We start from the raw sequence: 23,140 nt of genomic DNA, 5'->3' as shown, positions 1-23,140 counted from the left end.
ATGAAGGCGAATGCGCCGGTGGTCTCCGAGGTGTTCTTCACCACATGTTGGACGTATGCCGTGCCCAGACTCTGCAACGCCTGCCACAACACGGCCGCGGTCAGGGCTCCGGGGGCGATCTGCCGCCAGGACACGTGCTTGGCGGTCCCGATCCGGAAGGCCAGGACGAACACTCCCGCGTTCAGCGCGACGGAAGCCAGGGTGGCCGCGATGGTGGTCAGCATTCCGAGGTGGGCGCCGGCCGCCCCGAGGTTGGTGCTCAGGCCGGTGAGGACGGTGGCCCCGACCACCGCAAGACCCGCCGTCCCGAGCAGGACGAGACTGCGCAGCCGCGCCTTCACCGGGTTCGGACGGCTGTTCCGAGGGATGGCCCACGCCACGTTCATCGCGTTCTGGACCGCCTGTGCCACCCCGATGCTGCCGTAGACCGCACCCACGGCCCCGATCGCCACCGCGATGCCGCTTCCTCGCAACCCGGACGGCGCCGTGATCTGCGCACCGATGACCGGGAACTCGCTCAGGGCGGAGTGGAGGATCCGCTGCTGGAGGACCGGGTCCCCCTGCAGGAAGAAACCGAGCAGGGAGGTCAGCAGCAGCAACAGCGGGAAGAGCGACACGATCCCGTAGTACGCGATCAGGGCCGAGAGGTAGCTGCCCTGGTCGTCGAAGAACTTGTAGAGCACGGCAATTGGCAGGCCTGCCCATCGATGCCGACGCTGGAAGGTGTCGACACGGGTGGTCAGTGCACTCATCCGTTCAGTCTGCCGTAGCCACTCCGGGAGGGCCACGAACCCGGTTGGTGGGCAGAGGATTGGGTATGTGAGCGACCACCCACCATCAAAGGATCTGTATGCCGACCGAGGCTCCCCGATCGCTGCCCTACCCGCTGGGCGTGACTCTGCTGGACGGCGCGGCCAATGTCGCCGTCTACTCCGAGACCGCCGACAGGGTCGAGGTCTGCGTGTTCGACGAGCACGGTGAGGAACGCCGGACCACGCTCGAGAACCGGACCGGACACGTCTTCCACGGGCAGGTGCCCGACGTCCGGGTCGGGACCCGCTATGCCCTGCGCGTGCACGGGCCGTGGGATCCGGCTGCGGGTCTCCGGCGCAACCCGCACAAGCTGCTCCTCGACCCGCACGCCACAGGCATCACTGGCGAATACTCCTGGGGACAGGCTGTTTTCGGGCATGACATGAACGACCCCGAGCAGATGGACAGCACCGATGGTGCGGGATCGACACCTCTGTGTGTCGTCGCGGAACCCGGCTTCGACTGGGGAGACGACCGGGCACCACGGACACCGCTGGCCGAGACGATCATCTACGAGGTGCACGTCAAGGGCTTCACCAAGCGCCACCCTGACATCCCCGACGACATCCGGGGCACGTATGCCGGCCTCGGGCACCCCGCAGCCATCGACCACTTCACCTCCTTGGGCGTCACTGCCGTCGAGCTCCTCCCCGTGCAGCAGTTCATCCAGGACAGCCACCTCGTCGAGAACGGCCTGCGCAACTACTGGGGCTACAACTCCATCGGGTTCCTGGCGCCCCACGGCGACTACAGCTCGGCCGGCGACGACGGGGAGCAGGTGGCCGAGTTCAGGGCCATGGTGAAGTCGCTCCATGCGGCCGGTCTCGAGGTCATCCTCGACGTCGTCTACAACCACACGGCCGAGGGCAACCACCTGGGTCCGACGTTGTCCTACAAGGGAATCGACAACGCGTCGTACTACCGGCTCGTCGAGGACGAGCGGGCCTCCTACTTCGACACCACCGGCACGGGCAACAGCCTCAACGTCGGCCATCCGGCGGCGCTGGGCCTCATCATGGACTCCCTGCGCTACTGGGTCACGGAGATGCACGTCGACGGGTTCCGCTTCGACTTGGCCACCACCCTGACGCGGCAGGACGGGACGGAGGACCTGCACAGCGCGTTCCTCACCCTGATCGCCCAGGACCCGATCCTCGCCCCCGTGAAGATGATCGCGGAGCCGTGGGACACCGCGGGTTACCAGGTCGGCGGCTTCCCCGCGGACTGGTCGGAGTGGAACGGGAAGTTCCGCGACGACGTCCGCGCGTTCTGGCAGGGGGAGGACGGCGTCCTCTCGACCCTGTCCCAGCGCGTGCTCGGCAGCCCTGATGTCTACGAGGCCGACCGGCGGTCGCCGTTGTCCAGCGTGAACTTCATCACGGCGCACGACGGGTTCACGCTCGCCGACCTCACGGCCTACAACGCGAAGCACAACAGCGCCAACGGCGAGGACAACGAGGACGGTGAGAGCAACAACCGGTCCTTCAACAACGGCGCCGAGGGGGCGACCGAGGACGAGGGCGTCAACGCGAGACGGGCGCGGGCTCGACGCAACTTCCTTGCCACCCTGCTGTTCTCGGCCGGGGTGCCGATGATCCTCGGAGGCGACGAGATCGCCCGGACGCAGGGCGGGAACAACAACGCCTACGCGCAGGACAACGAGATCTCCTGGTACGACTGGGATTCCGCTGACCATGAGCTGCTTGGTTTCACGCGGGAGCTGATCGCCCTGCGCCGGGAGAACCCCGCCCTGCGTCCTCAGTGGTTCCGCCAGGCGCCGGGCACCGACTCGCCCGACACGGTTCGGGTGCTGCGATCCGACGCCGAGGAGTTCTCGACCGAGGACTGGGCCAACCCCGATGCCCGCTCCCTCCAGTTCGTGTGGGAGCACCGTGGCGCAGACGCGTTCGCGCTGCTGCTCAACTCGGCCGAGAACGGGGTGGAGTTCACCGTCCCCGAAGCGCCGAACCAGGAATGGGTCCTGTCCGCGTCGAGCGACAGCGACCAGAAGGTGGAGGGACCCGTGACCACCCTCATCGTCCGTGACCAGTCCTTCACCCTGCTGCGCTCCTCGAGCCAGTGACGGTGGCACGACCCGCAGCCCGCCTCCTTCCTGTCCTCGCACCACACCGTCCCGAGGCCGCGGTGGTCGTCCTGCACGGCGGGGGGTCGCGACCCGGCGGCCCCCGTGTCAGCCCCACCCAGCTGTCCGTCCTGCGGATGAGGCCGGTCGCCGCCGAGATCGCCCGGGCGGGCAAAGGAAAGCTGGCGGTCTTCCGGCTGCTCAACTCGCACCGGGGGTGGGACGCCCGCCGTACGCCCGTGGATGACGCCCACTGGGCGCTGGGTCGGATCCGCGACCAGCTCGGAGACGTGCCCCTGGGCCTCGTCGGGCACTCCCTGGGGGGTCGCGCCGCTCTCCTCACGGGTGCCTCCCCCGGGGTCCGGAGCATCGTGGCCCTGAACCCGTGGCTGTCCTCCGAGGACACGGTCGATCTCACTGGTCGCCAGGTGCTCGTCGTCCACGGTGACGGAGACCGCGTCGCCTCTCCTGCTCGGTCCAGATCGTTCGTGGCCGCCCAGCGAGCCCACACCGACGTCGAGCTCGTCACGATCGAGGGTGGCAAGCACGCCATGCTGCGGCACGGCCGTCGCTACCAACGACTGGCAGCCGACTTCACGAGAGACACGTTGCTCGGGCCCGAGATCCGGTGACCGTGACCCGCCCCACCCGCCTCCTCACCATCCCCCCGCGCCACCCCTACGTCGACGCCGTGCGACCAGTGGGGATCACCGCAGTGCTCTCCGATCGGACCCGCGGATGGGAGCCCGACCCCTTCCTGCGTCCTGAGGTGGTGTCGGACCTCGCGACGGGCCTGGACCTCGTGCACCTCCACTTCGGCTTCGACGACCTCGACGCCGACGGTGCCCGTCGGTGGCTCCGGGCGCTCACCGCCGCCGACCTGCCACTGGTGTTCACCGCCCACGACCTCCGCAACCCGCACCATCCGGAGGGGCACCAGCACGACGAGGTGCTGCATGAGCTGATGACGTCAGCGGCTGCCGTCCTCACGCTGACTCCCGGGGCCGCCCAGGAGATCGAGTCCCGTTGGGGCAGAGAGGCCCAGGTCATCGCGCACCCGAGTCTCACCGGTCCTGTCCTCGACGATCGGCTGATCGAGCCCACCGAGCCCGGGCTGGTCACCCTGCACCTGAAGTCCCTACGGCGCAACGTCCGCGACCCGGTCGAGATCGTGCGCGCCGCCGCCGAGGGGGCCGAAGCGGCCGGGGGGCGGCTGCGGGTGGACCTGCACCCCGACGCAGTGACGCCACCGCTGCTGACGGCTCTGCGCGGCATACCCGGAATCCAGCTCGAGGTCCACGCGCGGTTCACCGACCTCCAGCTGGAGCGCTACCTCCGCAGGGCGCACGTGACGGTGCTCCCCTATCGCTGGGGCACCCACTCCGGCTGGCTGGAGCTCGCCCGCGATCTCGGCACCCGGGTGGTGGCCCCCTCGTGCGGCTACTACGCCGAGCAGTGGTCGGAGGTGGTCGAATACGTGAACGACGAGCGCCGCGATCTCGACCCCGAGAGCCTCCGCGCGGCTGTCGTGACTGCCCTCAGCACCCCTCCCCCTGCGTCGGCAGACCTCGCGGTGCGTCAGGCCGAGAGGCACCGGGCGCAAGGACGGCATCAGGAGATCTACTCCGCCGTGCTGGACGGACGAGCGTCCGTGGTGACGTCGTGAGCCGTTCCGCGGTCGAGCCGTCGGTGACCCACGTCGTGGTCGGTCCGGACGAGCACGGTGTCGTCCGGCACGGCCGACTGGTCGCCGACGCGTGCGGCTCACCGATCGTCCGGCTCGATGCCCCGCGAGCAGTCGACGTCACCGGCGCCGACGTCGTCCACCTCCCCTACACGGACCGGCTGTTCGGCGAGCGGGCAGAGGAGAGCTCGGCCGCGTTCAGGGCGATGACCGAGCCCTGGATCCGGGCCGGCTGCACGGTCTCGGTGACCCTGCACGACCTGCCTTCCGGGGACTCGGGGCTCGAGAGGAGGAGGCGGGCGGCATACCGTGACGTGGCCTCGTGCGCCCACGGCGTCGTCGTCAACAGCCAGCTCGAGCTGCTGCTTGCCGAACGGCTCGACCTCCCGGCACGGAGCCTCCGATGCATCCCGCTGCCCATGGAGCACGTCGCCGTCGAGCCACCGCCAGAGGGCGACCTCCCCGCGCAGGTGGCGGTTCTGGGCTTCCTCTTCCCCGACCGGGGCTACGAGCACACCATCGACGAGCTGCCCTCTGGCGTCGACCTGCTGGCCCTCGGCCGTCCGTCGGAGGGTCACGAGCAGCTCCCCGGGGCCCTGGCCGCCCTGGCCGCCGAGACCGGTCACCGGATGACGACGACGGGCTTCGTGGCCGACGCCGACCTGGGGGCGGCGCTGCGCCTCGCCGGTGTCCCCGTCGCTCCCAACCGGAGGGTGTCCGCCTCCGGTTCGATCAACACCTGGATCGCCCACCGGCGGCGCCCCCTGGTCCCGGACTCGGCCTACAGCCGGGAGCTCCAGCGGCGTTCACCGGGAGCGGTGACCATCTACGACGCCGACGAACCCGGCGCCCTCCGGCGCGCGATCACGTCCGCGCTGGCCGACCCGTCCCTCACCAGGCTGGCTCCCGGCACGACGATCGGCCCGACCGCCGACGAGCTGGGCCGCCTCTATCGCCACCACTTCGCCGGGTGCGCTCCCCCTCGCGCCGTGCTGCTCGACGAGCGCCGGTGGCTGGTGCCCGACAACCGCTGGGACCTGCTGGCCGGGCGCGAGCCGACCGCACCGCCGTCGGTCAGCGTGGTCATCCCCCACTTCGAGGCGCAGGCACAGCTCGACCTGGTGCTGACCGCCCTCTCGCACCAGACGCACCCGTCGACCCGGCTCGAGGTCGTCGTGGCCGATGACGGCTCGCTGATGCCCCCGTCCCTCGGTGCCGCGACCGGGATCACCGCCGTCGTGGTCACCCAGGAGCGGGACGGCTTTCGCGCCGCAGCAGCGCGCAACCTCGGAGCGGGAGTGGCGTCCGGAGAGGTGGTCGCCTTCCTCGACGGCGACACCGTCCCGGCGCGCGACTACGTCGCCCGGATCTGCCGTCTCCCGGCGCTCACCACTGATGCCCTGGTCGTGGGTCGGAGACGGCACGCCGATCTCGCCGGATGGACCCCGGACCGGCTCGCCGGGTGGTTGGACGGGAGCGGACCATCGCCGGTCGAGCTGCCCGAACCAGGCTGGCTCCGTGACGCGTATGCCGCGAGCGGAGACCTCCTGTCCGTCGACCTCCGCAGCTACCGCTACGTCATCTCGGCCGTGACGGCCCTCTCCCGCGACCTCTTCACCGAGCTGGCCGGGTTCGACGAACGCTTCCGCGCCTACGGCGGGGAGGACTGGGAGCTCGCGCACCGGGCGTATGTCGCAGGGGCGGTGCTGGCCCATGTCCCCGACGCGGTCGCGTGGCACGACGGGCCGGACTGGGCCGGGCGTTCCGCCGCGACCGACCTACGGGGCCCGGAGGGACGGACCCAGAAGAACCTCGAGACGCTTACTCTGTCCGCGCTCCTCCCCGATCCCGAGTCACGCGGCGGTGGTCAGTGGAGGCTCCCCGCCGTAGCGGTGGAGCTCGGGTTCGCTGATCCCACAGCCGTCCTGGCGACCAGTCGGGCGGCCTTCTCCGGGGACGCCGACGCCGGTGTCTGGGTCGACCACCCGGAGGCGGCGACGACCGTCGCCCTGCTGGGTGACGAGCGGATCCGGTGCGGACCTGTCCCATCAGAGGTCCTCGACCGTGTCCGAGCGGTTCTGCGTCTCGAGGCACCGGCCCGGGTCACGGGGCTCCCGCTCCTCCTCCGCCGGAGCGAGGTGTGGGGGCCGCTCTCACTGCCCACCGGACGCCTCACCCCTCGCCGCGCGACCCGCCGGACCGACCGTTGGGCGCCGAAGCTCGCGGTCGACCCGGAGGTCCTGGAGGCCTGGCTCTTCGGCGGCCGCGACATCGGTCACCCGCTGTCGAGCGAGCCGGTCGACCTCGCTCACGAGCTGAAGTACGTTCTCGCAGAGTCACTTCAAGACGTCAGGCGTTCGTAGACACCGACCTCGGTGCCCAGCCACCACTCCCCGATCCCGGCGAACGTCGAGAGGACCCGCTCGTGGTTCCAGTCATCGACGACGTGGTGCTCGTGCGGGTTGTCCTCGATCGAGCCCTGGGGGTAGTGGATGATCGGGATGGAGAGGTAGACGGCTCGCCGGGCTGCCACCGCCGCCCGGTCCCAGAGGGCCAGCGCCTCGGGCTCACTCATGTGCTCGGCCACGTCGCCGAGGATGACGACGTCGGACGGCGGCAGATTTACCTCCCGCGCGTCGCCGACGATGATGTCGTCGTAGTAGTCGCGCAGCCGGTAGGTCTGGACATAGGGCTCCCAGATCTCGACGCCGGTCAGGTGCCCGACACCAGGCCCGCTCAGCAGCTTGGCGTAGGTCCCCACACCCGGACCGATGTCCAGCACCGTGACCGGGTCGTCCTGCAGGGCGAGGATGCGGTCCCTGGTCCAGTCTTTGCCCTGCGGCGAGCTCATCGGCACGGTGGTCTTCCTTCGGTCGGGCGAGTCGTGCTGTTTCGCGGATAACGCTGTTGCGCGTGGGGTTTCCTACCCCGCCGGCAGGAGGGCGAACCCCGGGTTGCCGGTCCGCGGCAACGGGTAACCTACCGCGATGACCACCGTCGGCAGCCTCGCGTGATCGCCTGGTACGCCCACCACCAGGGAGCCGGCCACGTCACCCGGGCGACCACGGTCGCCGCACTGATGAGCACGGACGTCGTCATCCTCAGCTCGGGGACACGTCCGGCGTCCTGGCCCGCCGACCACTGGGTCCAGCTCCCGGACGACGGCGGTCCCGGTGGGGCGGACCACACCGCCGCGGGGGTCCTGCACTGGGCGCCGCTCGACCACCCGGCATACCGGGAGCGGATGGAGCGGCTCGCGCGATGGGTGCAGGGCAACCGACCAGCGCTCGTCGTCTCCGACGTGTCGGTCGAGATCGCCCTCCTCGTGCGGCTCCTCGGCGTCCCCGTCGTCGTCACGGTGATGGCGGGCGACCGCAGCGATCGCCCTCACGTCGCGGCCTACGACGCGGCCTCCGCCCTGGTCGCGGCCTGGCCCGCCGAGGTCGGCGGCAGCATCGTCACGGGCTGGACGAGCCGGTGGGACGCGAAGACCGCGTTCGTCGGCGCCTTCTCCCGGTTCGACGGCCGCACGGTCCGTGAACCGCCCGGGCAGCGCCACGTCACCCTGCTCTGGGGCCACGGCGGCGACCGCGAGGTCCTCGCGGACATCCAATCGGCACAAACCAATACGCTCGACTGGTCGTGGACGGTGTGTGATGGCGCCAGCTCAGAGGACGCGGTGTGGGAGCACCTGCAGTCGGCTGACGTCGTCGTGCTCCACGGCGGGCAGAACGCCCTCGCGGAGGTGGCCGCGGCCCGGCGGTCCGCCATCGTCCTGCCACAGGTCCGCCCGCACGACGAGCAGGTGCATCTCGCCCGAGGACTCGAGCGCCTGGGGCTCGGGACCCGACGGCTCACCTGGCCCGCTGCAGCGGAGTGGCCCGAGCTCCTGACCGGTGCAGCGTCCTCCGACCCCGGGCGCTGGTCCCGATGGGCCGACGGCGCCGGCGCGCAGCGGTATGCCGCGCGGCTCGACGGACTGGTCGGTGGCGCCCGGTGACGGGGGTCGCCGTCATCACCCTGGCCCACGGTCGCCACGACCACCTGCGAGCCCAGCTCGCAGGCCTTCGGCGGGGGATGTCACCCGACCACTACGTCGTCGCGGCGATGGACGACGGGGACATCGCTCGGGTCGTGGCGGAGGGAGGTCATCCCGCGGCGCGGGTGACCGTCGTCGACGTCCCGGGGTCGGGCTCGGAGCTGCCACTGGCGGCGGCCCGCAACCTCGCCGCCGCCACGGCGATCGCGGCCGGCGCCGACGTCCTGATCTTCCTCGACGTCGACTGCATCCCCGGCGCCGACCTCGTGGAGACCTACGCAGCTGCCTGCCGCACCACGATGTCGGCTGCCGCCGTGCCGAGGCCCACCAAAATCGATGTCCCAGAGGTCTTCTCGGGTCCGGTCCACTACCTCGACCCCCCGTCGTCGGAGAGCGGATACACCGAAGAGGAGCTGCGGAAGTCGCAGCCGCACCCGGCTCGCCCGGTCGTGGCGGACGCCGACCGGGAGGCTGCCGACGACCTCCGCCTCTTCTGGTCGCTCTCCTTCGCGGTCACCGCGCGCTCCTGGACCCAGGTCGGCGGGTTCGACGAGGGCTATTCCGGCTACGGGGGCGAGGACACCGACTACGCCATGCTGCTCGCCCGGGCCGGGGGTCGGTTGTGGTGGCTCCGGGATGCCGCGGCCTACCACCAGCACCACGACGTGGAGAGCCCCCCGGTGCGCCATCTCGAGGCGATCGTCCGCAACAGCAACCGGTTTCACCGTCGGTGGGGCCTCTTCCCGATGGAGGGATGGCTGGCTGCGTTCGAGGCCGAGGGCCTCATCACGCAGGCAGGGAGTCCGCCACGGTGGGCTCTGTCGGCGACCGGTCGTCGGCGACCGGGAAGCGGCGCGCGGTGAGGGCCGTGATCGTCAGTGGTGCCGCAAGGCGTCGACGAGCTGGGCCTTCGACATCGAGGACCGCCCGGCGACGTCGAGCTCGCGGGCGCGCTCCATCAGGTGCTTCTTGGTCCAGCCCTCGTAGTCGCCGGAACGACCACCCTCGCGCCCCACGGCCGCTCGAGAGGTGTTCGCGGCCGCGTTCGCGATCCGTGCGGATTTTTCCTTGCTGTTCCCGTCGCGGCGCAGTGCCTCGTACATGTCCTTGTCCTTGACCGACGGTCCCGGGTCCTGACGCGGCATACACCCTCCTGTTCCGTGGACCCGCGCCCGAGGGCGCGGGTTGTCGACGGGCCCCTGTCCCCACGAGACCCCCTTCTGACGCCATTCCGTGGCCGGTCACGCCAGTAGTGAGTCCTCCTCCACGGACTCTCTCAGCAGCCGGTCGTAGGAGCGCTCGTAGGCCGTGATCATGCTGGTGCGGGAGAGGTGCGTGACGGCGTGCTCACGGATCCTCGCCCGGTCGAGGCGGACGACCCGTGAGACCGCGGCCGCCATTGCCTCGGTATTGCCGGGCACGACGAGCTCACCCAGCGACCTGGACGAGACGATCTCGGGGATCCCTCCGCGACGGAAGGCGATGACCGGTGTCCCGCAGGCCAGAGCCTCTGCCACGACGAGACCGAAGGGCTCGTCCCACACCGGGGTCACCAGCGCCGCCCCCGACGACCCGATGAGGGCGGCCAGGTCACCTGAGGCCAGGTGGCCGGCATACGTGATGTCGGTGCCGAGCGCAGGGCGGATCCGCTCCTCGAAATAGTCCGCATCCGTCACCGGGCCGGCCAGCACCAGTCGCCGACCGGCTCGGCGGGCGGCCTCGACGGCGAGGTGGGGCGCCTTCTCCGGCACGATCCGCCCCGACCACACCAGGTCGTCCCCACCCGGGCCCTCGCGCCAAGTGCCGACGTCCACCCCGTTGAGGATGACCTCGGGAGCTCCAGCACCCGACCACTGCTGCGCGACGAAACCGCTCACCGCGGCGAAGGAGCTCGGGTTGCCGGCCGCGGACCTCATGGCCGACTCCAGCCACGGGGTCGGCGGCGTATGCAGCGTGGTCAGCATCGGCTGCGACAGGAGGGGAGCCATCGCCACCGGGAGGTAGTGCAGGGAGTGGTTGTGGACGACGTCGAAGTGGTCGGCCAGCGGACCACTGAGCGCCATGAGCAGCTCGAGATGGGTGTGATGGTTGCTCATGAACGACCGCTCCGGCATCGAGCTGTCCCCGCGCGCCGACCGACTCGGCTGCCACCCCGACGAGGGGAAGACGTGGCGAGCGTCGGCACCGTCCGACCCCTCGGCGGCAAAGAGGGTCACGTCGTGACCACGGGCCCGGAGCCCGTCGACGAGGTGCCACACCAACGCCTCCAGGCCACCGGCGAAGGGCTCCCTGACGGGATAGCGCGAGGGGCCGATCACAGCGATCTGCAGAGGGTCGCGAACGCGGGCCGGCACCACCACACGATGCGCGGCGGGAGGCTCCCGCACGCGTTCTCTCCACCTCGTCACAGGGTGAAACTACCCGCTGGCACCCGCCGCTACGCGCCGCTACCCGAGAGCGGTTACCCGAGTGGTCGACACCTGGCACAGATCACCTGAGAGCAGGGGTGGCACCTCGAGCGTTCGGCGACGGCGAGGCGGTGGCCGCCTCGTGGACGAGCATGACGGGTCGCGTGGCGTCGTGGAGCACTCTGGCGCTGACGCTGCCCAGCACGGCACGGCCAACCCGGCCGCGACCTCGGTTGCCCACCACGACCAGGACGGCGTCCCCGGCCTCGTCGTGGATCACGTCGCGAGCGCTGCCCCACACGATTCGCCGCTCGATGGTCAACGTCGGGTGGCGCTCGATGATCGGGGCCAGATGTCGTGACAACCTCGCGCCCTGCCTGTCCCGGAGCCGGGACCAGCCGCCCGAGTCCGGGGTGGTGACGACGGAGCCGTCGACGACCTCGGTCAGCCAGGCCTGGACCACGCGGAGCGTCGCGCCACGCAGCGCGGCCTCGTCCGCGGCCACACCCGTCGCGACACAGGCTTCGGGTGAGCCGTCGTAGCCGACCACGACAACAGGCTGAGCCCCTGGCGTGACAGCACCGGCGGTCGGGGCATCCCCGTCGCGGACCGCGGGGACGATCACGACGGGGCAGTGGCTGTGGGCCGCCACGTAGATGGCGTTCGAGCCGAGGACGGCCCGAGCGAATCCTCTTCGGGATCCACGAGACCCTACGACGAGGAGATCGGCGTCCAGCGACCTCTCGACGAGGGCCCGCCCAGCGGTGTCCAGGACCATCTCGTGGGTGATGGCGACGGCGGTACCCAGCCCCTGCGCCCGCCGCCGCGCGCGCAGGAGAACCGCGTCGGCACGTCCCGGGATGACGGGTGCGGTGAAGGTGACGGCCATGACGTCCTCCGCCGGCAAGGCCCGCAGGAGACGCAGCTCAGCGCCCCGCAGGACCGCCTCGCGCATCGCCCAGTCGATGGCGTGATCGGAGGCCGGAGAGCCGTCGACCCCCACCATCACCATCGGACACCTCGGTGTCGTCGTCATGTCACTGCCTCTTCGGGATCTTCCTACCGTGCGGAGCTCGAATGGGCGCCGCTTCCCTCCCTTCAGGGGGGATGAGAGGGAAGCAGCCGCAGCGACGTGCCCACGAGCCCGATCGCTGCCCCACGACTCGACGGTAGGGCCGGGGGGTGGTCGACAGACAGGGTCGAAGGTCCCGCCTGCCGGTGTCAGACAGGTCCCGGGGCGGTGCGCGAAAGCAGGGCAACGAGCTCGTCGGCAAGGGTGTCATCCACGGGTCCACGGATCGCGAGGAGGCGACACCAGAGCACGCCGAACACCACATCTGCGGCGGTCTCCACCTTGATGCCCACCCTGGCTGCTCTGACGATGTCCACACAGGTGTTGCTGGACCAAGCCGTCGAACGCCTGAGGTCCATACTGCCCGAGGACTGGCGAATCACCGGTTCACCGGCCGCTTCCGGGGCCCTTTTGGAGTGGATGGCGACGAATACCAAACACTGGTAGGCGCACGCCATTGGTCAGGCTGGTCTTCGCGGAGCGGTCACGTGACCAGCCCGGCCGTCGAGCCGGAGTACCTCGCGGCGCGCAACGCTCTGCTGGATGCCGTGGACGTCCTGGCTCAGGACCGGCCCTCACTGGTCGTTGTGGGTGCGCAGGCTGTCTGCGCGAGGACCGCAGCAGCCGGTCTCACGGTTGCGCCGTTCACCACCGACGGAGATCTTGCCGTGGACCCCCGCACACTCGGGGTCGATGACCGCTTGTTCACGGTGAGAGGTCACCTCTGGCCGAGAGGCACCGAGGGACGACGGGACGGTCCGGAGCCGAGAGGCCGTCAGGGCAGAACGGCAGCCAGTGGCCGGCCGAACAGGTGGTCGTTCTCCCCCCGCGCCGCCATCGCCTCGTCCCGGGTCAGGATCCCGATGAGCCGGCGACCGTTCGTGACCGGGAGTGCGTCCCAGGGAACCTCCGCCAGTATGCGCAGTGCCCGGGTCAGTCCGTCGTGCAGACCCAGCGCGGCAGGCTGGGAGGTCATCGCCGCACTGACCCTCGGTTCGAGGTCCGGGCGGGCGGCGCCCGCGGAGGTGGGCGTCAGCAGCAGCCGGGCGTCCGGCTCCGTGATGACCCCGACGAGCTCACCGTTGGCGTCGATCACCGGGAGCGTCGCATACCCGTTGGCCTGCATCATCGCGAGCGCGTGCTGCGGAGTGGCCGATGGGCGCACTCCACGCGCTGGACCGATCTTCAGGTCGCAGATCAACATTCGCGTGCCTCGATTCCTGACCCCGCAGCTCCACTGACCGGTCGGCGAGTGACACGGGTGTCTCACCTCATCATGGGCGCCACCCGTCGGCCCGGTGAGGGGCGAAGGTCCCGTCCCGACGCGGTGGGCCCCGAGCGGTGCGGTGAGCCAGGTCGCGCGGTGCGGTGAGCCAGGTCGAGCGGTGCGGTGAGCCAAGTCACTGGCGAGGTCGGGACCTTGGGCCCTTCGTCGCGGTCCGTCCGGGGAGCAGATTGGCCACGACACCCGAGCCCCTTTCGCAGGAGGATCCATGAACGCGGTCGACCTGGCCCGATGGCAGTTCGCCATCACGACCGTCTACCACTTCCTTTTCGTCCCCGTGACGATCGGCCTGTCGGCTGTCGTGGCCTGGTACCACGGGCGTTGGGTCCGTCACCACCGCCAGGCGGACCTGCGGCTGGCCAAGTTCCTCGGCAAGCTGCTGACGATCAACTTCGCGCTCGGCCTCGTCACCGGCATCGTCCAGGAGTTCCAGTTCGGGATGAACTGGTCCGACTACTCGCGGTTCGTCGGCGACGTGTTCGGCGCCCCGCTCGCCATCGAGGCCCTTCTTGCGTTCTTCCTCGAGTCGACCTTCCTGGGGCTGTGGATCTTCGGCTGGGGCAAGTTGCCCGAGCGCCTCCACGCCGCCACCATGTGGGTCGTCCACGTCGGCACCCTGCTGTCGGCCTACTTCATCCTCGCCGCGAACTCCTTCATGCAGCACCCCGTCGGCTACCGCTTCAACCCGGTGACCGGTCGCGCCGAGATGACGGACTTCCTCGCGGTGCTCACCAACAAGGTGCAGCTCGTGACCTTCCCGCACACCGTGCTCGCGGCGTACATGGTCGGTGGAGCGGTCGTCATGGGCGTCTCGGTGTGGGCGATGATGCACCGCGAGACCCCGGCCTTCCCGGTCGCGGACCGCACCATGTATCGCCAGGCCGCCCGGGTGGGAGCGGTCCTGACGTTGGTCGCCGGCCTCGGCGTCGCGGTCTCTGGTGACTTCCAGGGCAAGATCATGACCGAGGTCCAGCCGATGAAGATGGCCTCGGCCGAGGGTCTCTACACCAGCGCCGCCAGCAACGCCCCCTTCTCGCTGCTCACCATCGGGTCCCTCGACGGCCAGAGCGAGCGGATGTCCGTGACCGTGCCGGGGCTGCTCAGCTTCCTGGCCACCGGCAACGTCAACGGAGCCGTCAAGGGCATCGACGAGCTCAAGACGGCCTACGTCCAGCAGTATGCCGCCTCGGGCAACCCGCTGGTCTTCGACGCCTCTTACACCCCGACCATCCCCCTCACCTACTGGGCGTTCCGGCTGATGATCGGCGTCGGCCTGCTCGCGGCTGCCGCCGCGGCGCTGCTGCTCGTCACCACGAGGCGTGGACGAATGCTGTTTCCGCGCAGCAGCCGCTCCCGCCGGGGCTGGACGGCGGTCGCCATCGCGGTGCCGCTGCTGCCGATCCTCGGCAACTCGTTCGGCTGGATCTTCACCGAGGCCGGTCGGCAGCCCTGGTTGGTGTTCGGGCTGATGACGACCGCGACCGGGGTCTCCCCCGGGGTCTCCGCCGGTGAGGTGCTGACCTCGATGATCGTCTTCACCGCGCTCTACGGGGTGTTGGCCGTGGTCGAGATCAGGCTCTTCCTCCACTACGTGCGGCTCGGCGCACCGGTCTTCGAGGAGCCGGCGGCGATGCCGGCCGACGACTCCAAGCCGCTCGTCTTCGCGTACTGAGCCACCGATGTCTCACCCCGACCTCCCGACACCTGCTCACCCACTCGACACGCACTCCTGCGCCTTGTCCGAACACGGAGATCACTCATGGAACTGACCACGTTCTGGTTCATCGTCATCGGCGTCCTGTGGGTCGGCTACCTCGTCCTCGAGGGATTCGACTTCGGCGTCGGGATGCTCCTGCCGATCCTCGGACGCGGCACCGACCCCGGCGACTCCGACCGACGCCGACGCGTCCTGATCAACACCATCGGTCCCGTCTGGGACGGCAACGAGGTCTGGGTCCTGACCGCCGGCGGCGCGATGTTCGCGGCCTTTCCGCACTGGTACGCAACGTTGTTCAGCGGTTTCTACCTCCCCCTGCTGCTCATCCTCGTGGCCCTCATCGTGCGCAACCTCGGCTTCGACTACCGCGGCAAGCGCGACAGCGTCGCGTGGCGCCGGGGCTGGGACCGCGCCATCGTCATCGGGTCGGCCCTGCCCGCGCTCCTCTGGGGAGTCGCGCTGACCAACGTCGTGCGAGGGGTCCCCATCGACGCCCACCGCGAATACGTGGGCAACCTCTTCACCCTGCTCAACCCGGTCGCCCTCATCGGTGGCATCACCACCCTCCTGCTGTTCCTCACCCACGGAGCCCTCTTCGTCGCCCTGAAGACCGAGGGTCCGATCCGGGCCGACGCACGACGTCTCGCCGGCCGGATCGGGGTCGTCGCGGCCGGGTTCGCGGTGCTCTTCCTCGCGATCCTCGGTTTCGGCAAGGGGACCGTGTTCTCCTGGGCGACAACGGTCGTCGCTGCCGTGGCCCTCGTCTCGGCCCTCGTCGCCAACGCCCGGCAGCGTGAGGGATGGGCGTTCGCCGGCACCTTCGTCACGATCGCCGGAGCCGTCGCCACCATGTTCATCGTGCTCTTCCCGGACGTCATGCCGTCGACCCTCAACCCGGCCTGGTCCCTCACCGTCGCGAACGCGAGCAGCACACCCTACACCCTGCGCATCATGACGGTCGTCGCCCTCATCTTCACCCCGATCGTCATCGCCTACCAGGCCTGGACCTACTGGGTGTTCCGCAAGCGCATCGCCGTCCACCACATCCCGGCCGCCCTCGAGCACGTCCCGGTATGAAGCCGGTCGACCCCCGCCTGCTGCGGGAGCTCCCCGCGGTGCGATTGCCCCTGCTGCAGCTGGCGATCATGGGGGCCGTCGCCGGGGTGGCCACGGTGACGACGGCGGTGGCACTGGCCGTGCTCGTGGACGACGTGGTCAGCGGCACCGGTCTCCGGAGCGGCCTGCTCGCGCTGGCCGTCCTCACCCTGGTCCGGGCCGCCGCGGCATACGACGTCGAGCAACGGGCGGCCGCGGTCGGCCACCTCGTCTCGAGCACCCTGCGACGTCGCCTGCTCGGTCGCCACCTCGCCGACCCGACCGGCCCGACCGGCCCGACCGGCACCCGCGACACCAGCGGCGTGGTGCAGGGCGAAGGGACGATGACCACCCTGGGGACACAGGGCTGCACGAGCGTCGAGACGTATGTGACGAGGTTCCTGCCGGCCCTTCTCCAGGCGGGCACCGTCCCCGCCGTCGCGATCGTCACCCTGGTCGTCGTCGACTGGCGCAGCGCCGCGATCGTCCTGCTCACCGTGCCCCTGCTGCCGGTCTTCGCGGCGCTCATCGGCCGGTCCACCGAGGAGGCGACCCGCCGCCGGTGGACGGCGATGCACGACCTCTCCGGGCACTTCCTCGACGTCGTCCGCGGTCTCCCGACCCTGGTCTCCTACGGGCGGGCCCGCCGACAGGCCGCGAGCATCGCCGCGGTCAGCGAACGGCACCGGGTCGAGACGATGGCCACCCTCCGGCTCGCCTTCCTCAGCTCCACCGCGCTCGAGCTGCTCGCCACGCTCTCCGTGGCCCTCGTCGCCGTCACCGTGGGGATCCGACTGGCCGCCGGCGACCTCGGTCTGCGGGCGGCGCTCATCGCCATCGTGCTTGCGCCAGAGGCCTACTGGCCGATCCGGCGCGTGGGAGCGGAGTTCCACGCGGCCGCCGACGGGGCCCAGGCCCTCGGGTCCATCCTCGACGTCCTCGCGGCACCGGCGCCGATTCCCGCCATGACACCGACCACGACACCGACCGGCCCCAGCGAGGTCGTCCTCGAGGACGTCACCCTGGCGTATGCCGGTGAGCCGCCGGTCCTCGAGCACCTGTCGCTCCGCGCAGGATCAGGTCTGACCGTCGTCACCGGGCCCTCCGGGTGCGGGAAGACCACCCTCCTCGAGCTGATCGCCGACCTGCGTCGTCCCGAGTCCGGCACCGTCACCGCGCCACCGGCACACCTCGTCTCCCAACGGCCGGTCCTCATCTCCGGCTCGGTGCGCGACAACCTCCGGCTCGGCAACGCCGCCACGGACGCGGAGCTCTGGGCTGCCCTGCGCGACGTGGGTCTGGACGGGGTGGTAGCCGCGCTCCCTGCCGGGATGGACGAGCCGGTCGGCGACGACGGGTTCGGTCTGTCGGCCGGCCAGCGAGCCCGGCTGGGTCTGGCCCGGGCCGTCCTCTCCGCTGCCCGTGTGCTGCTCGTCGATGAACCGACGGCGCACCTCGACGAGGCCAACGTCGAGGTCGTGCACGCGCTGCTGACCCGGATCGCCGGCGAGCGCGTCGTCATCGCCGTCACCCACCGGCCCGAGCTCGTCCTCCTGGCCGATCGGCACCTCGCCATGCCCGTCCGGGCGGGGGCTTCGTCGTGAGCACCCTGCAGACGTCGCGCGCTTTCCGGGGCCCATCCCGAGGCGCGGGCCTCATGGTCGCCGCCCTGCTGGGTGCCGCCTCCACGACGGCCGGCATCGCGCTCACGGTGACCTCCGGCTGGCTCATCGTCCGGGCCAGCGAGCGGCCCGTCATCCTCACCCTCATGGTGGCGATCGTCGCGGTCCGCGCCTTCGGCATGGCCCGGCCGGCGCTGCGCTACCTCGAACGGCTCCGCTCCCACGACGTGGCCCTCCACGACCTCGTCGACCGGCGCCGCGACACCTATTTACAGCTGGTCCCGCTGACCCCCGCCCGACTGGGACACCGCCGCCGCAGTGACGTCCTGACCGGCGTCACCGAAGACCTCGACGACGTCGTCCAGGCACAGGTTCGCGTCACCGTCCCCGTGGTCACCGCCCTGGTCGCGGCCGGCGTCACCGGGCTTCTGACCGCCCTGCTCGAGCCCGCGGTCGGGTTCACCATCGCCGGCCTGCTCGCCGCGGCAGCAACCGTATTCGCGATCAGCGCCCGACGGGAGTCATCCAGGCAGGCCGCGTTCTCGGACGGCCGCGCGGAGGTCGCGCGCATCGTCGAGCTCGTCGGCGCCCGCGGCAACGACCTGCGAGCGGTCGGCGCGCAGGAGGACGCGCTCCGTTGGCTCGACGACGCCCACGCGCGCCTCGCCCGCGTCGCGAGTGCCGTGGGGAGGACGCGCGCCGAGGCCGTCGCCCAGCTCGGCCTCCTCACCGGTGCCGCCACTCTCGTCGCAGCCTGGATCGTCGCGGGCACGTCCTCGGCCGCGCCCGTCAAGGGGCTGCTGGTGCTCGCGCCCGTCGCGGTCGGCGAGGCAATGGTCCCCGTCGTGGATGCCTCTCGCGCATGGGTGCGGGCGCGCGGCGCGAAGAAGCGTCTCGAGGCCCTGCTCACCCAGGAGCCGGCAGTGGTCCCCGGGGGGTCGACCCCGGTGTTGGTCGACGCGGACCCGCCACTGCTCGAGCTGCGGGGGGTGAGCGCGTCGTGGTCGGCCCGGGGGCTGGGACCGACGACGACCAACGTGGGACCCGTGGACCTCGTCCTCCTCCCCGGCTCCAGGACACTGATCACTGGTGCCAACGGCAGCGGCAAGTCCACGCTGCTCGCCGTCCTGGCCCGACAGCTGGACCCGACGGCGGGCCGCTACGAGGTGGACGGCCTGGAAGCGATGACGATGGACCTGGACGGTCTGCGCGCGCTCTTCGCCATCGTGGACGACGAGCCCTACGTGCTCGGCACCACCCTGCGGGAGAACCTTCGCCTGGCCGCGCCCGAGGCGCCGGACACCCATCTGCGGGCATCCCTGGAGCGCGCGGGACTGGGTTCGTGGTTCGGCGGCCTCCCGGCAGGACTCGACACCCGCCTGGGGGCCGGCGGACGAGGGATGTCGGGCGGCGAACGCGCGCGCCTCGGGGTTGCCCGCGCCTTCGTGTCGTCGCGGCCGGTGATCCTGCTCGACGAGCCGATGGCCCACCTGGACCTCCATACGGCACGGCAGGTGCTGGCCACGGTGCTGGACGGCGCCGACCGCGGCACGGTCGTCGTCGTCAGCCATCAGCCGTTGTCGACCGACCGGTTCGACCAGGTCGTCGTGCTCGACGCACGCACGTCCTCCGACGCGACCGCGCGGTCTCGTCAGTCCTCGACGCCGTAGTACCGGGCGACCGCGGCGATCCGGTCGCGGTCACGACACAGGGCGTCGAACTCGCCCAGCCACCGCTGACGTGCGGAGGGCCGGCACCACATCCACCGGGACGGCTGACGCGACCTCCACATCTGCACGGAGATCTGCCAGGCCAGGTCGTCCGCGACCACCTGGGACAGGCACCCGTCGACGAGGACCTCCTCGTAGGAGACGAAGCAGCCTGTGGTCTGGAGGAAGAGCCGGCGACGGTCACGCGTCGGCGTGCGACGCCGGCAGTCGGGTCGGGGGCGGCGCCAGGTCCACCCGAACGATCCGGGGGACCCGGGGGGCATGGGTGTCATCCAGGTGCTCATCTGCGTCGGTCCTGCCGGCTTACCGCGGCCCGGTGATCTCGCGACCCGATATCTCGGACGGCCGGATCCAGACCCACGACGAGTTGTCGGAGGCGGCCCAGGACGAGGCCATCAGTGACTCCAACCGCGCGGACTCCGTGGCATCGACCACCTCGGCCGTCCCGACGACGAGCACGCTCCACCCGCAGTGGTTCTTGAGGTCGACGTTGTCGACCTCGAACGACATCGCACCGTGGTTGGCGGCATTTCCCAGCTTCGAGCCCGTCGTGGTCCGGAACGCCACGTGCACGCCGTCGAGCACGTGGTTGACCGGCAGGATGACGATCTCCCCGCGGTCGAAGTACGCGACCCGCCCCACCGGTGTCTCGGAGAGTCGCCGCAGGCAGGTCGTCATGTCGAGCACCGTCAGGCCGCGTCGATCGGTTGATCCGCTGGCCTCGTGCTGCGTCGCGGGAATGGTCATCATCGTGTCCTTTCGTGTATCCCCACTGTCCGCGCCCGGCACCGGTGGCAAGGAGGGTCGAAGGTCCCGAGAGTCTGGTCCCGCCAGCTCTTAGCACAACGGGCCGCCCTCCGCACTGACCTCCCGCCCACTGGAGACATCGATGCCAGGTACTACCGTCAGGTCCCTCAGATCAGCGTTGACGAGAACCCCATCGCCGCCAGACCTCGCCGCCCAACCACGGCGCCGCCGAGGTGCGTGCCGATCGAGATCAGGAGATGACATGAGTCGAGAGCTTCTCGCATACCCCCGCCGTGACGCGGAGCGGACCGGGGAGGACGTGCGGCTGCGGAACTGGGCCCGTAACGCCACGCTCGGCGCCCCGGGATCGGTCAGCGCGCCGACGAGCGAGCTCGAGCTGCGGTCGTTGCTCGCTGCGGGCACGGGCAGGGTCCGGATGATCGGCAGCCGGATGTCCCCGGGCCGCCTCCTCGGACTCAGTGAGGAGGGCGGCGCCCTGCTCGACCTGAGCCACCTGAGCGGTGAGCTGTCCTCCACCGCGGACACCGCGACGTTCGCAGGCGCCACGCCCCTGGCCGACGTGTATGCCGCCCTGTCGGCGCGGGGACGGATGCTCCCCTCCTCGCCCGGGGTCATCGCCTCCCAGACCCTCGCCGGCGCCCTCTCCACGGGGACCCACGGTCAGGGACTGGGGCAGAGCTCCATCGCCGACGCCGCGACCCACATCCGGATGGTGCTGGCCGACGGCTCAGTGGCCGAGTTCGGCCGCGACCACCCGTGGTTCGCGGCCGTGCAGCTCGGCCTCGGCTCACTGGGCGTCATCACGCAGGTGACTCTGACCACACGCCCGTCTCCCGTCTATACCTGCCGCAAGAACGCCGTCCACTCGGACTCCCTGGGGGACGACCTGCCCCGGTGGAACCGGGAGCATGTCCTGGCCAAGGCCTGGTGGTTCCCGCAGGAGGAGCAGGTGCAGGTCTGGACGGCGTCCGAGGCCTCCGAGGAGGAGGTCCGCCACTACCGCGACGGCGGTGGTGAGCTGTGGGAGCACACGACCACGAGCAACGCGATGAACGAGACCGTGGAACAGACGCTGCGCCAGATGCGCGACGACACCAAGATCGTCGACGAGCACGGCAAGCCCTTCCGCACGGTCACCCGTTTCCGGGACTTCACCGACGTGACCGGCGACATCTACCAGGTGTTCTGCCGTGGCATCGCCACGCCTCAGATCAACGTCGAGATCGGTGTCCCGCTGGACCGGGCCGGGGAGGTGGTCGAGGCGATCAAGCGCTGGCACGCCGAGACCCGGCCCCGCATGCACTACCCGGTCATCCTGCGCTGCACCGGCCCCTCGAACGCCTGGCTCAGTCCCTCCCACGAGCGGGACACCTGCTACTTCGGGTTCGTCGTCTACTACTCGGACGACGGTTCGCTGTCCGAGGAGGGGGAGAGCTTCCTGCGCTCCGTCGAGCGGGTGGTGGCCGCCCAGGGGGGCCGTCCCCACTGGGGGAAGTACTTCGACGAGTCGCTCTACGACTGGCCGACGCTCTACCCCCGCTGGGAGGACTTCCGTCGCGTGCGGGACGCACTCGACCCGCACCGCCGCTTCGCCAACACGTTCACCGCTGCCCTGTTCGACTGACCGGAGGAGACCGACCGATGCGAGCCTGGGTAACACTACTGACACAGTCCAACTACCTGGTGGGAGTGCGGACCCTGCGGGCCTCGCTCGAGAGATCGGGCAGCCCCCACCCGCTGGTCGTCATGGTCACCGACGACATCGACGCGCCGAGCCGACAGCTGCTGGAGGACGACGGGTGCCTGCTGCGCCCGGTCGAGCCCCTGCGTCCCGCCAGCGACCTGCAGGACAGCTACGCCAACGCCCGATTCGCCGAGGTCTGGACCAAGCTGGCGGCGTGGCGGCTGACCGAGTTCGAGCGGGTCGTCTTCCTCGACGCCGACATGCTCGTGACGCAGAACATGGACGAGCTGTTCTCCCTGGAGCTGGCCCCCGGCACGATCGCCGCCTGCCACGCCTGCCGCTGCAACCCCAACCGGATCGCCAGCTATCCGGCGAGCTGGACGCCGGAGAACTGCTTCTACACGCACGGCGGCCTCCTCGAGCACACCACCGAGCCCGACGCGGTCGACCACTACCTCAACGGCGGGTTCCTCGTCCTCACCCCGGACGAGACGGTGTATGCCGCCCTGGTGCAGCGGATGGCGGCGGTGGAGGACCTCGAGCGCTACCCGTTCGCCGAGCAGGACCTGCTCAACGAGCACTACCACCAGAATTGGCAGCCGCTCCCCTACGTCTACAACGCGCTGAAGACCTTGGCCTTCCAGCACCCGACGCTCTGGGATCCGTCCGAGGTCAAGAACATCCACTACATCATCGACAAGCCGTGGCAGAAGGAGCTCGACCCCGACGACCGCTACTACCCGGTCAACAAGCTCTGGTGGGACGTCGCGGCCGACCTGCCCGTCTGACGATTCCGTCGAACCGGCGATCGACTACCGGGGCACGACGGTGATCAGGCAGCGGATGCCGGGAGCTCGAGGCGTCGAGCACGATCACCTGGTGGAGCCGGCAGGGTCCCGTCGTGAGGGCGGGCGGCCAGGCTCGCGCCCCTCGGACCGGCGGAGACCTCGCGGTGGGGCAGCAGGGGCTTGAACCCTGGACCGACGGATTATGAGTCCGCTGCTCTGACCGACTGAGCTACTGCCCCAGCGGCGAGCACGCGGCATACGGCTTGAGGGTCGTATGCCGGGGGGCACGGCGCCGAGGTGAGCCTATCGGGCCCTGACACGCATCGCGGGCGGGCCTCGGGTGCCCAGGACG

21 protein-coding genes and 1 tRNA gene are annotated in these 23,140 nt (G+C 70.5%); 12 read left to right on the top strand and 10 right to left on the bottom strand.

The annotated features are described in order from the left end of the window. On the bottom strand, nt 1-752 hold a 752-nt coding region (locus tag Q0R63_RS04150), incomplete at its 3' end, for a YhjD/YihY/BrkB family envelope integrity protein (protein ID WP_295694424.1). 98 nt (nt 753-850) lie between these two features. Between Q0R63_RS04150 and glgX the strand changes: the two genes are divergently transcribed. The 4 genes from glgX to Q0R63_RS04130 are packed head-to-tail and all read left to right on the top strand — an operon-like array spanning nt 851 to nt 6,943. Then, complete coding sequence (gene glgX / locus Q0R63_RS04145; RefSeq protein WP_295694421.1) at nt 851-2,896, top strand: glycogen debranching protein GlgX; 2,046 nt, start codon at nt 851-853, stop codon at nt 2,894-2,896. A 2-nt stretch (nt 2,897-2,898) separates the two neighbouring features. Then, complete coding sequence (locus tag Q0R63_RS04140; protein ID WP_295694418.1) at nt 2,899-3,528, top strand: alpha/beta hydrolase; 630 nt, start codon at nt 2,899-2,901, stop codon at nt 3,526-3,528. Between the two features lie 2 nt (nt 3,529-3,530). Beyond that, a complete protein-coding gene (locus Q0R63_RS04135) occupies nt 3,531-4,562 on the top strand; it encodes a glycosyltransferase family 1 protein (protein WP_295694416.1) in 1,032 nt (343 codons plus the stop codon). Then, the gene (locus tag Q0R63_RS04130; protein WP_295694412.1) at nt 4,559-6,943 is read left to right on the top strand and encodes a glycosyltransferase; all 2,385 of its coding nucleotides are present in this window, start codon (nt 4,559-4,561) and stop codon (nt 6,941-6,943) included. The genes Q0R63_RS04135 and Q0R63_RS04130 overlap by 4 nt, the downstream gene beginning before the upstream one ends. Here Q0R63_RS04130 and Q0R63_RS04125 read toward each other — a convergent pair. Further along, nucleotides 6,922-7,431: a methyltransferase domain-containing protein gene (locus Q0R63_RS04125; protein ID WP_295694429.1), complete on the bottom strand. Its 510-nt coding sequence runs from the start codon at nt 7,429-7,431 to the stop codon at nt 6,922-6,924. The genes Q0R63_RS04130 and Q0R63_RS04125 overlap by 22 nt on opposite strands. A 159-nt stretch (nt 7,432-7,590) precedes the next feature. Here Q0R63_RS04125 and Q0R63_RS04120 point away from each other — a divergent pair, with 159 nt between their 5' ends. Both Q0R63_RS04120 and Q0R63_RS04115 read left to right on the top strand, forming a co-directional pair. Next, on the top strand, nt 7,591-8,580 hold the full coding sequence (locus tag Q0R63_RS04120) for a hypothetical protein (RefSeq protein WP_295694408.1): 990 nt from the start codon (nt 7,591-7,593) through the stop codon (nt 8,578-8,580). Then, nucleotides 8,577-9,482 (top strand): galactosyltransferase-related protein, encoded by a 906-nt coding sequence (locus Q0R63_RS04115; RefSeq protein ID WP_295694405.1) that lies wholly within the window; start codon nt 8,577-8,579, stop codon nt 9,480-9,482. Before Q0R63_RS04120 ends, Q0R63_RS04115 begins: the two co-directional genes overlap by 4 nt. 12 nt (nt 9,483-9,494) lie before the next feature. On the opposite strand, the gene Q0R63_RS04110 is transcribed toward Q0R63_RS04115, so the two are convergent. The 5 genes from Q0R63_RS04110 to Q0R63_RS04090 form a co-directional block, all read right to left on the bottom strand. Next, nucleotides 9,495-9,764 carry a Rho termination factor gene (locus tag Q0R63_RS04110; protein WP_295694402.1) on the bottom strand — a complete coding sequence of 90 codons (270 nt, stop codon included), beginning with the start codon at nt 9,762-9,764 and terminating at the stop codon, nt 9,495-9,497. Between the two features lie 96 nt (nt 9,765-9,860). Beyond that, entirely contained in the window at nt 9,861-10,973 is a 1,113-nt protein-coding gene (locus Q0R63_RS04105; protein ID WP_295694399.1) for a glycosyltransferase family 4 protein, read from the bottom strand. A 136-nt stretch (nt 10,974-11,109) separates the two neighbouring features. Beyond that, complete coding sequence (locus Q0R63_RS04100; RefSeq protein ID WP_295694397.1) at nt 11,110-12,063, bottom strand: universal stress protein; 954 nt, start codon at nt 12,061-12,063, stop codon at nt 11,110-11,112. A 185-nt stretch (nt 12,064-12,248) separates the two neighbouring features. Then, nucleotides 12,249-12,392, bottom strand: coding sequence for a hypothetical protein (locus Q0R63_RS04095; RefSeq protein WP_295694394.1), 144 nt, complete (start codon nt 12,390-12,392; stop codon nt 12,249-12,251). A 482-nt stretch (nt 12,393-12,874) separates the two neighbouring features. Continuing rightward, nucleotides 12,875-13,264, bottom strand: coding sequence for a CBS domain-containing protein (locus Q0R63_RS04090; protein WP_295694391.1), 390 nt, complete (start codon nt 13,262-13,264; stop codon nt 12,875-12,877). Nucleotides 13,265-13,592: 328 nt separating this feature from the next. Here Q0R63_RS04090 and Q0R63_RS04085 point away from each other — a divergent pair, with 328 nt between their 5' ends. From Q0R63_RS04085 to cydC, 4 genes are all read left to right on the top strand, one after another. Next, nucleotides 13,593-15,056 carry a cytochrome ubiquinol oxidase subunit I gene (locus tag Q0R63_RS04085; protein ID WP_295694388.1) on the top strand — a complete coding sequence of 488 codons (1,464 nt, stop codon included), beginning with the start codon at nt 13,593-13,595 and terminating at the stop codon, nt 15,054-15,056. 87 nt (nt 15,057-15,143) lie between these two features. Further along, nucleotides 15,144-16,178, top strand: a complete 1,035-nt coding sequence (cydB, locus tag Q0R63_RS04080) for a cytochrome d ubiquinol oxidase subunit II (RefSeq protein ID WP_295694386.1) — start codon at nt 15,144-15,146, stop codon at nt 16,176-16,178. Then, nucleotides 16,175-17,800 (top strand): thiol reductant ABC exporter subunit CydD, encoded by a 1,626-nt coding sequence (cydD, locus tag Q0R63_RS04075; RefSeq protein ID WP_295694384.1) that lies wholly within the window; start codon nt 16,175-16,177, stop codon nt 17,798-17,800. Before cydB ends, cydD begins: the two co-directional genes overlap by 4 nt. Next, nucleotides 17,797-19,488 (top strand): thiol reductant ABC exporter subunit CydC, encoded by a 1,692-nt coding sequence (cydC, locus tag Q0R63_RS04070; RefSeq protein ID WP_295694382.1) that lies wholly within the window; start codon nt 17,797-17,799, stop codon nt 19,486-19,488. Before cydD ends, cydC begins: the two co-directional genes overlap by 4 nt. Here cydC and Q0R63_RS04065 read toward each other — a convergent pair. Together Q0R63_RS04065 and Q0R63_RS04060 are read right to left on the bottom strand one after the other, a co-directional pair. Continuing rightward, the gene (locus Q0R63_RS04065; protein ID WP_295694379.1) at nt 19,470-19,832 is read right to left on the bottom strand and encodes a hypothetical protein; all 363 of its coding nucleotides are present in this window, start codon (nt 19,830-19,832) and stop codon (nt 19,470-19,472) included. The two genes, cydC and Q0R63_RS04065, sit on opposite strands and share 19 nt — an antisense overlap. A gap of 19 nt (nt 19,833-19,851) precedes the next feature. Beyond that, nucleotides 19,852-20,295 carry a pyridoxamine 5'-phosphate oxidase family protein gene (locus Q0R63_RS04060; protein ID WP_295694375.1) on the bottom strand — a complete coding sequence of 148 codons (444 nt, stop codon included), beginning with the start codon at nt 20,293-20,295 and terminating at the stop codon, nt 19,852-19,854. Between the two features lie 262 nt (nt 20,296-20,557). On the opposite strand from Q0R63_RS04060, the gene Q0R63_RS04055 reads away from it, so the two are divergent. Both Q0R63_RS04055 and Q0R63_RS04050 read left to right on the top strand, forming a co-directional pair. Continuing rightward, a complete protein-coding gene (locus tag Q0R63_RS04055) occupies nt 20,558-21,940 on the top strand; it encodes a D-arabinono-1,4-lactone oxidase (protein WP_295694373.1) in 1,383 nt (460 codons plus the stop codon). Nucleotides 21,941-21,957: 17 nt separating this feature from the next. After that, nucleotides 21,958-22,788 (top strand): glycosyltransferase family 8 protein, encoded by an 831-nt coding sequence (locus Q0R63_RS04050; RefSeq protein ID WP_295694370.1) that lies wholly within the window; start codon nt 21,958-21,960, stop codon nt 22,786-22,788. 165 nt (nt 22,789-22,953) lie between these two features. Here Q0R63_RS04050 and Q0R63_RS04045 read toward each other — a convergent pair. Next, nucleotides 22,954-23,027 (bottom strand) — tRNA-Ile (locus Q0R63_RS04045). Between the last annotated feature and the right edge of the window lie 113 nt (nt 23,028-23,140).

Source organism: Lapillicoccus sp. (assembly GCF_025353065.1).
Taxonomy (GTDB): Bacteria; Actinomycetota; Actinomycetes; order Actinomycetales; family Dermatophilaceae; genus Lapillicoccus.
Note: the sequence above shows the minus strand (reverse complement) of the source record. Positions and strands in the feature narration are given on the sequence as shown.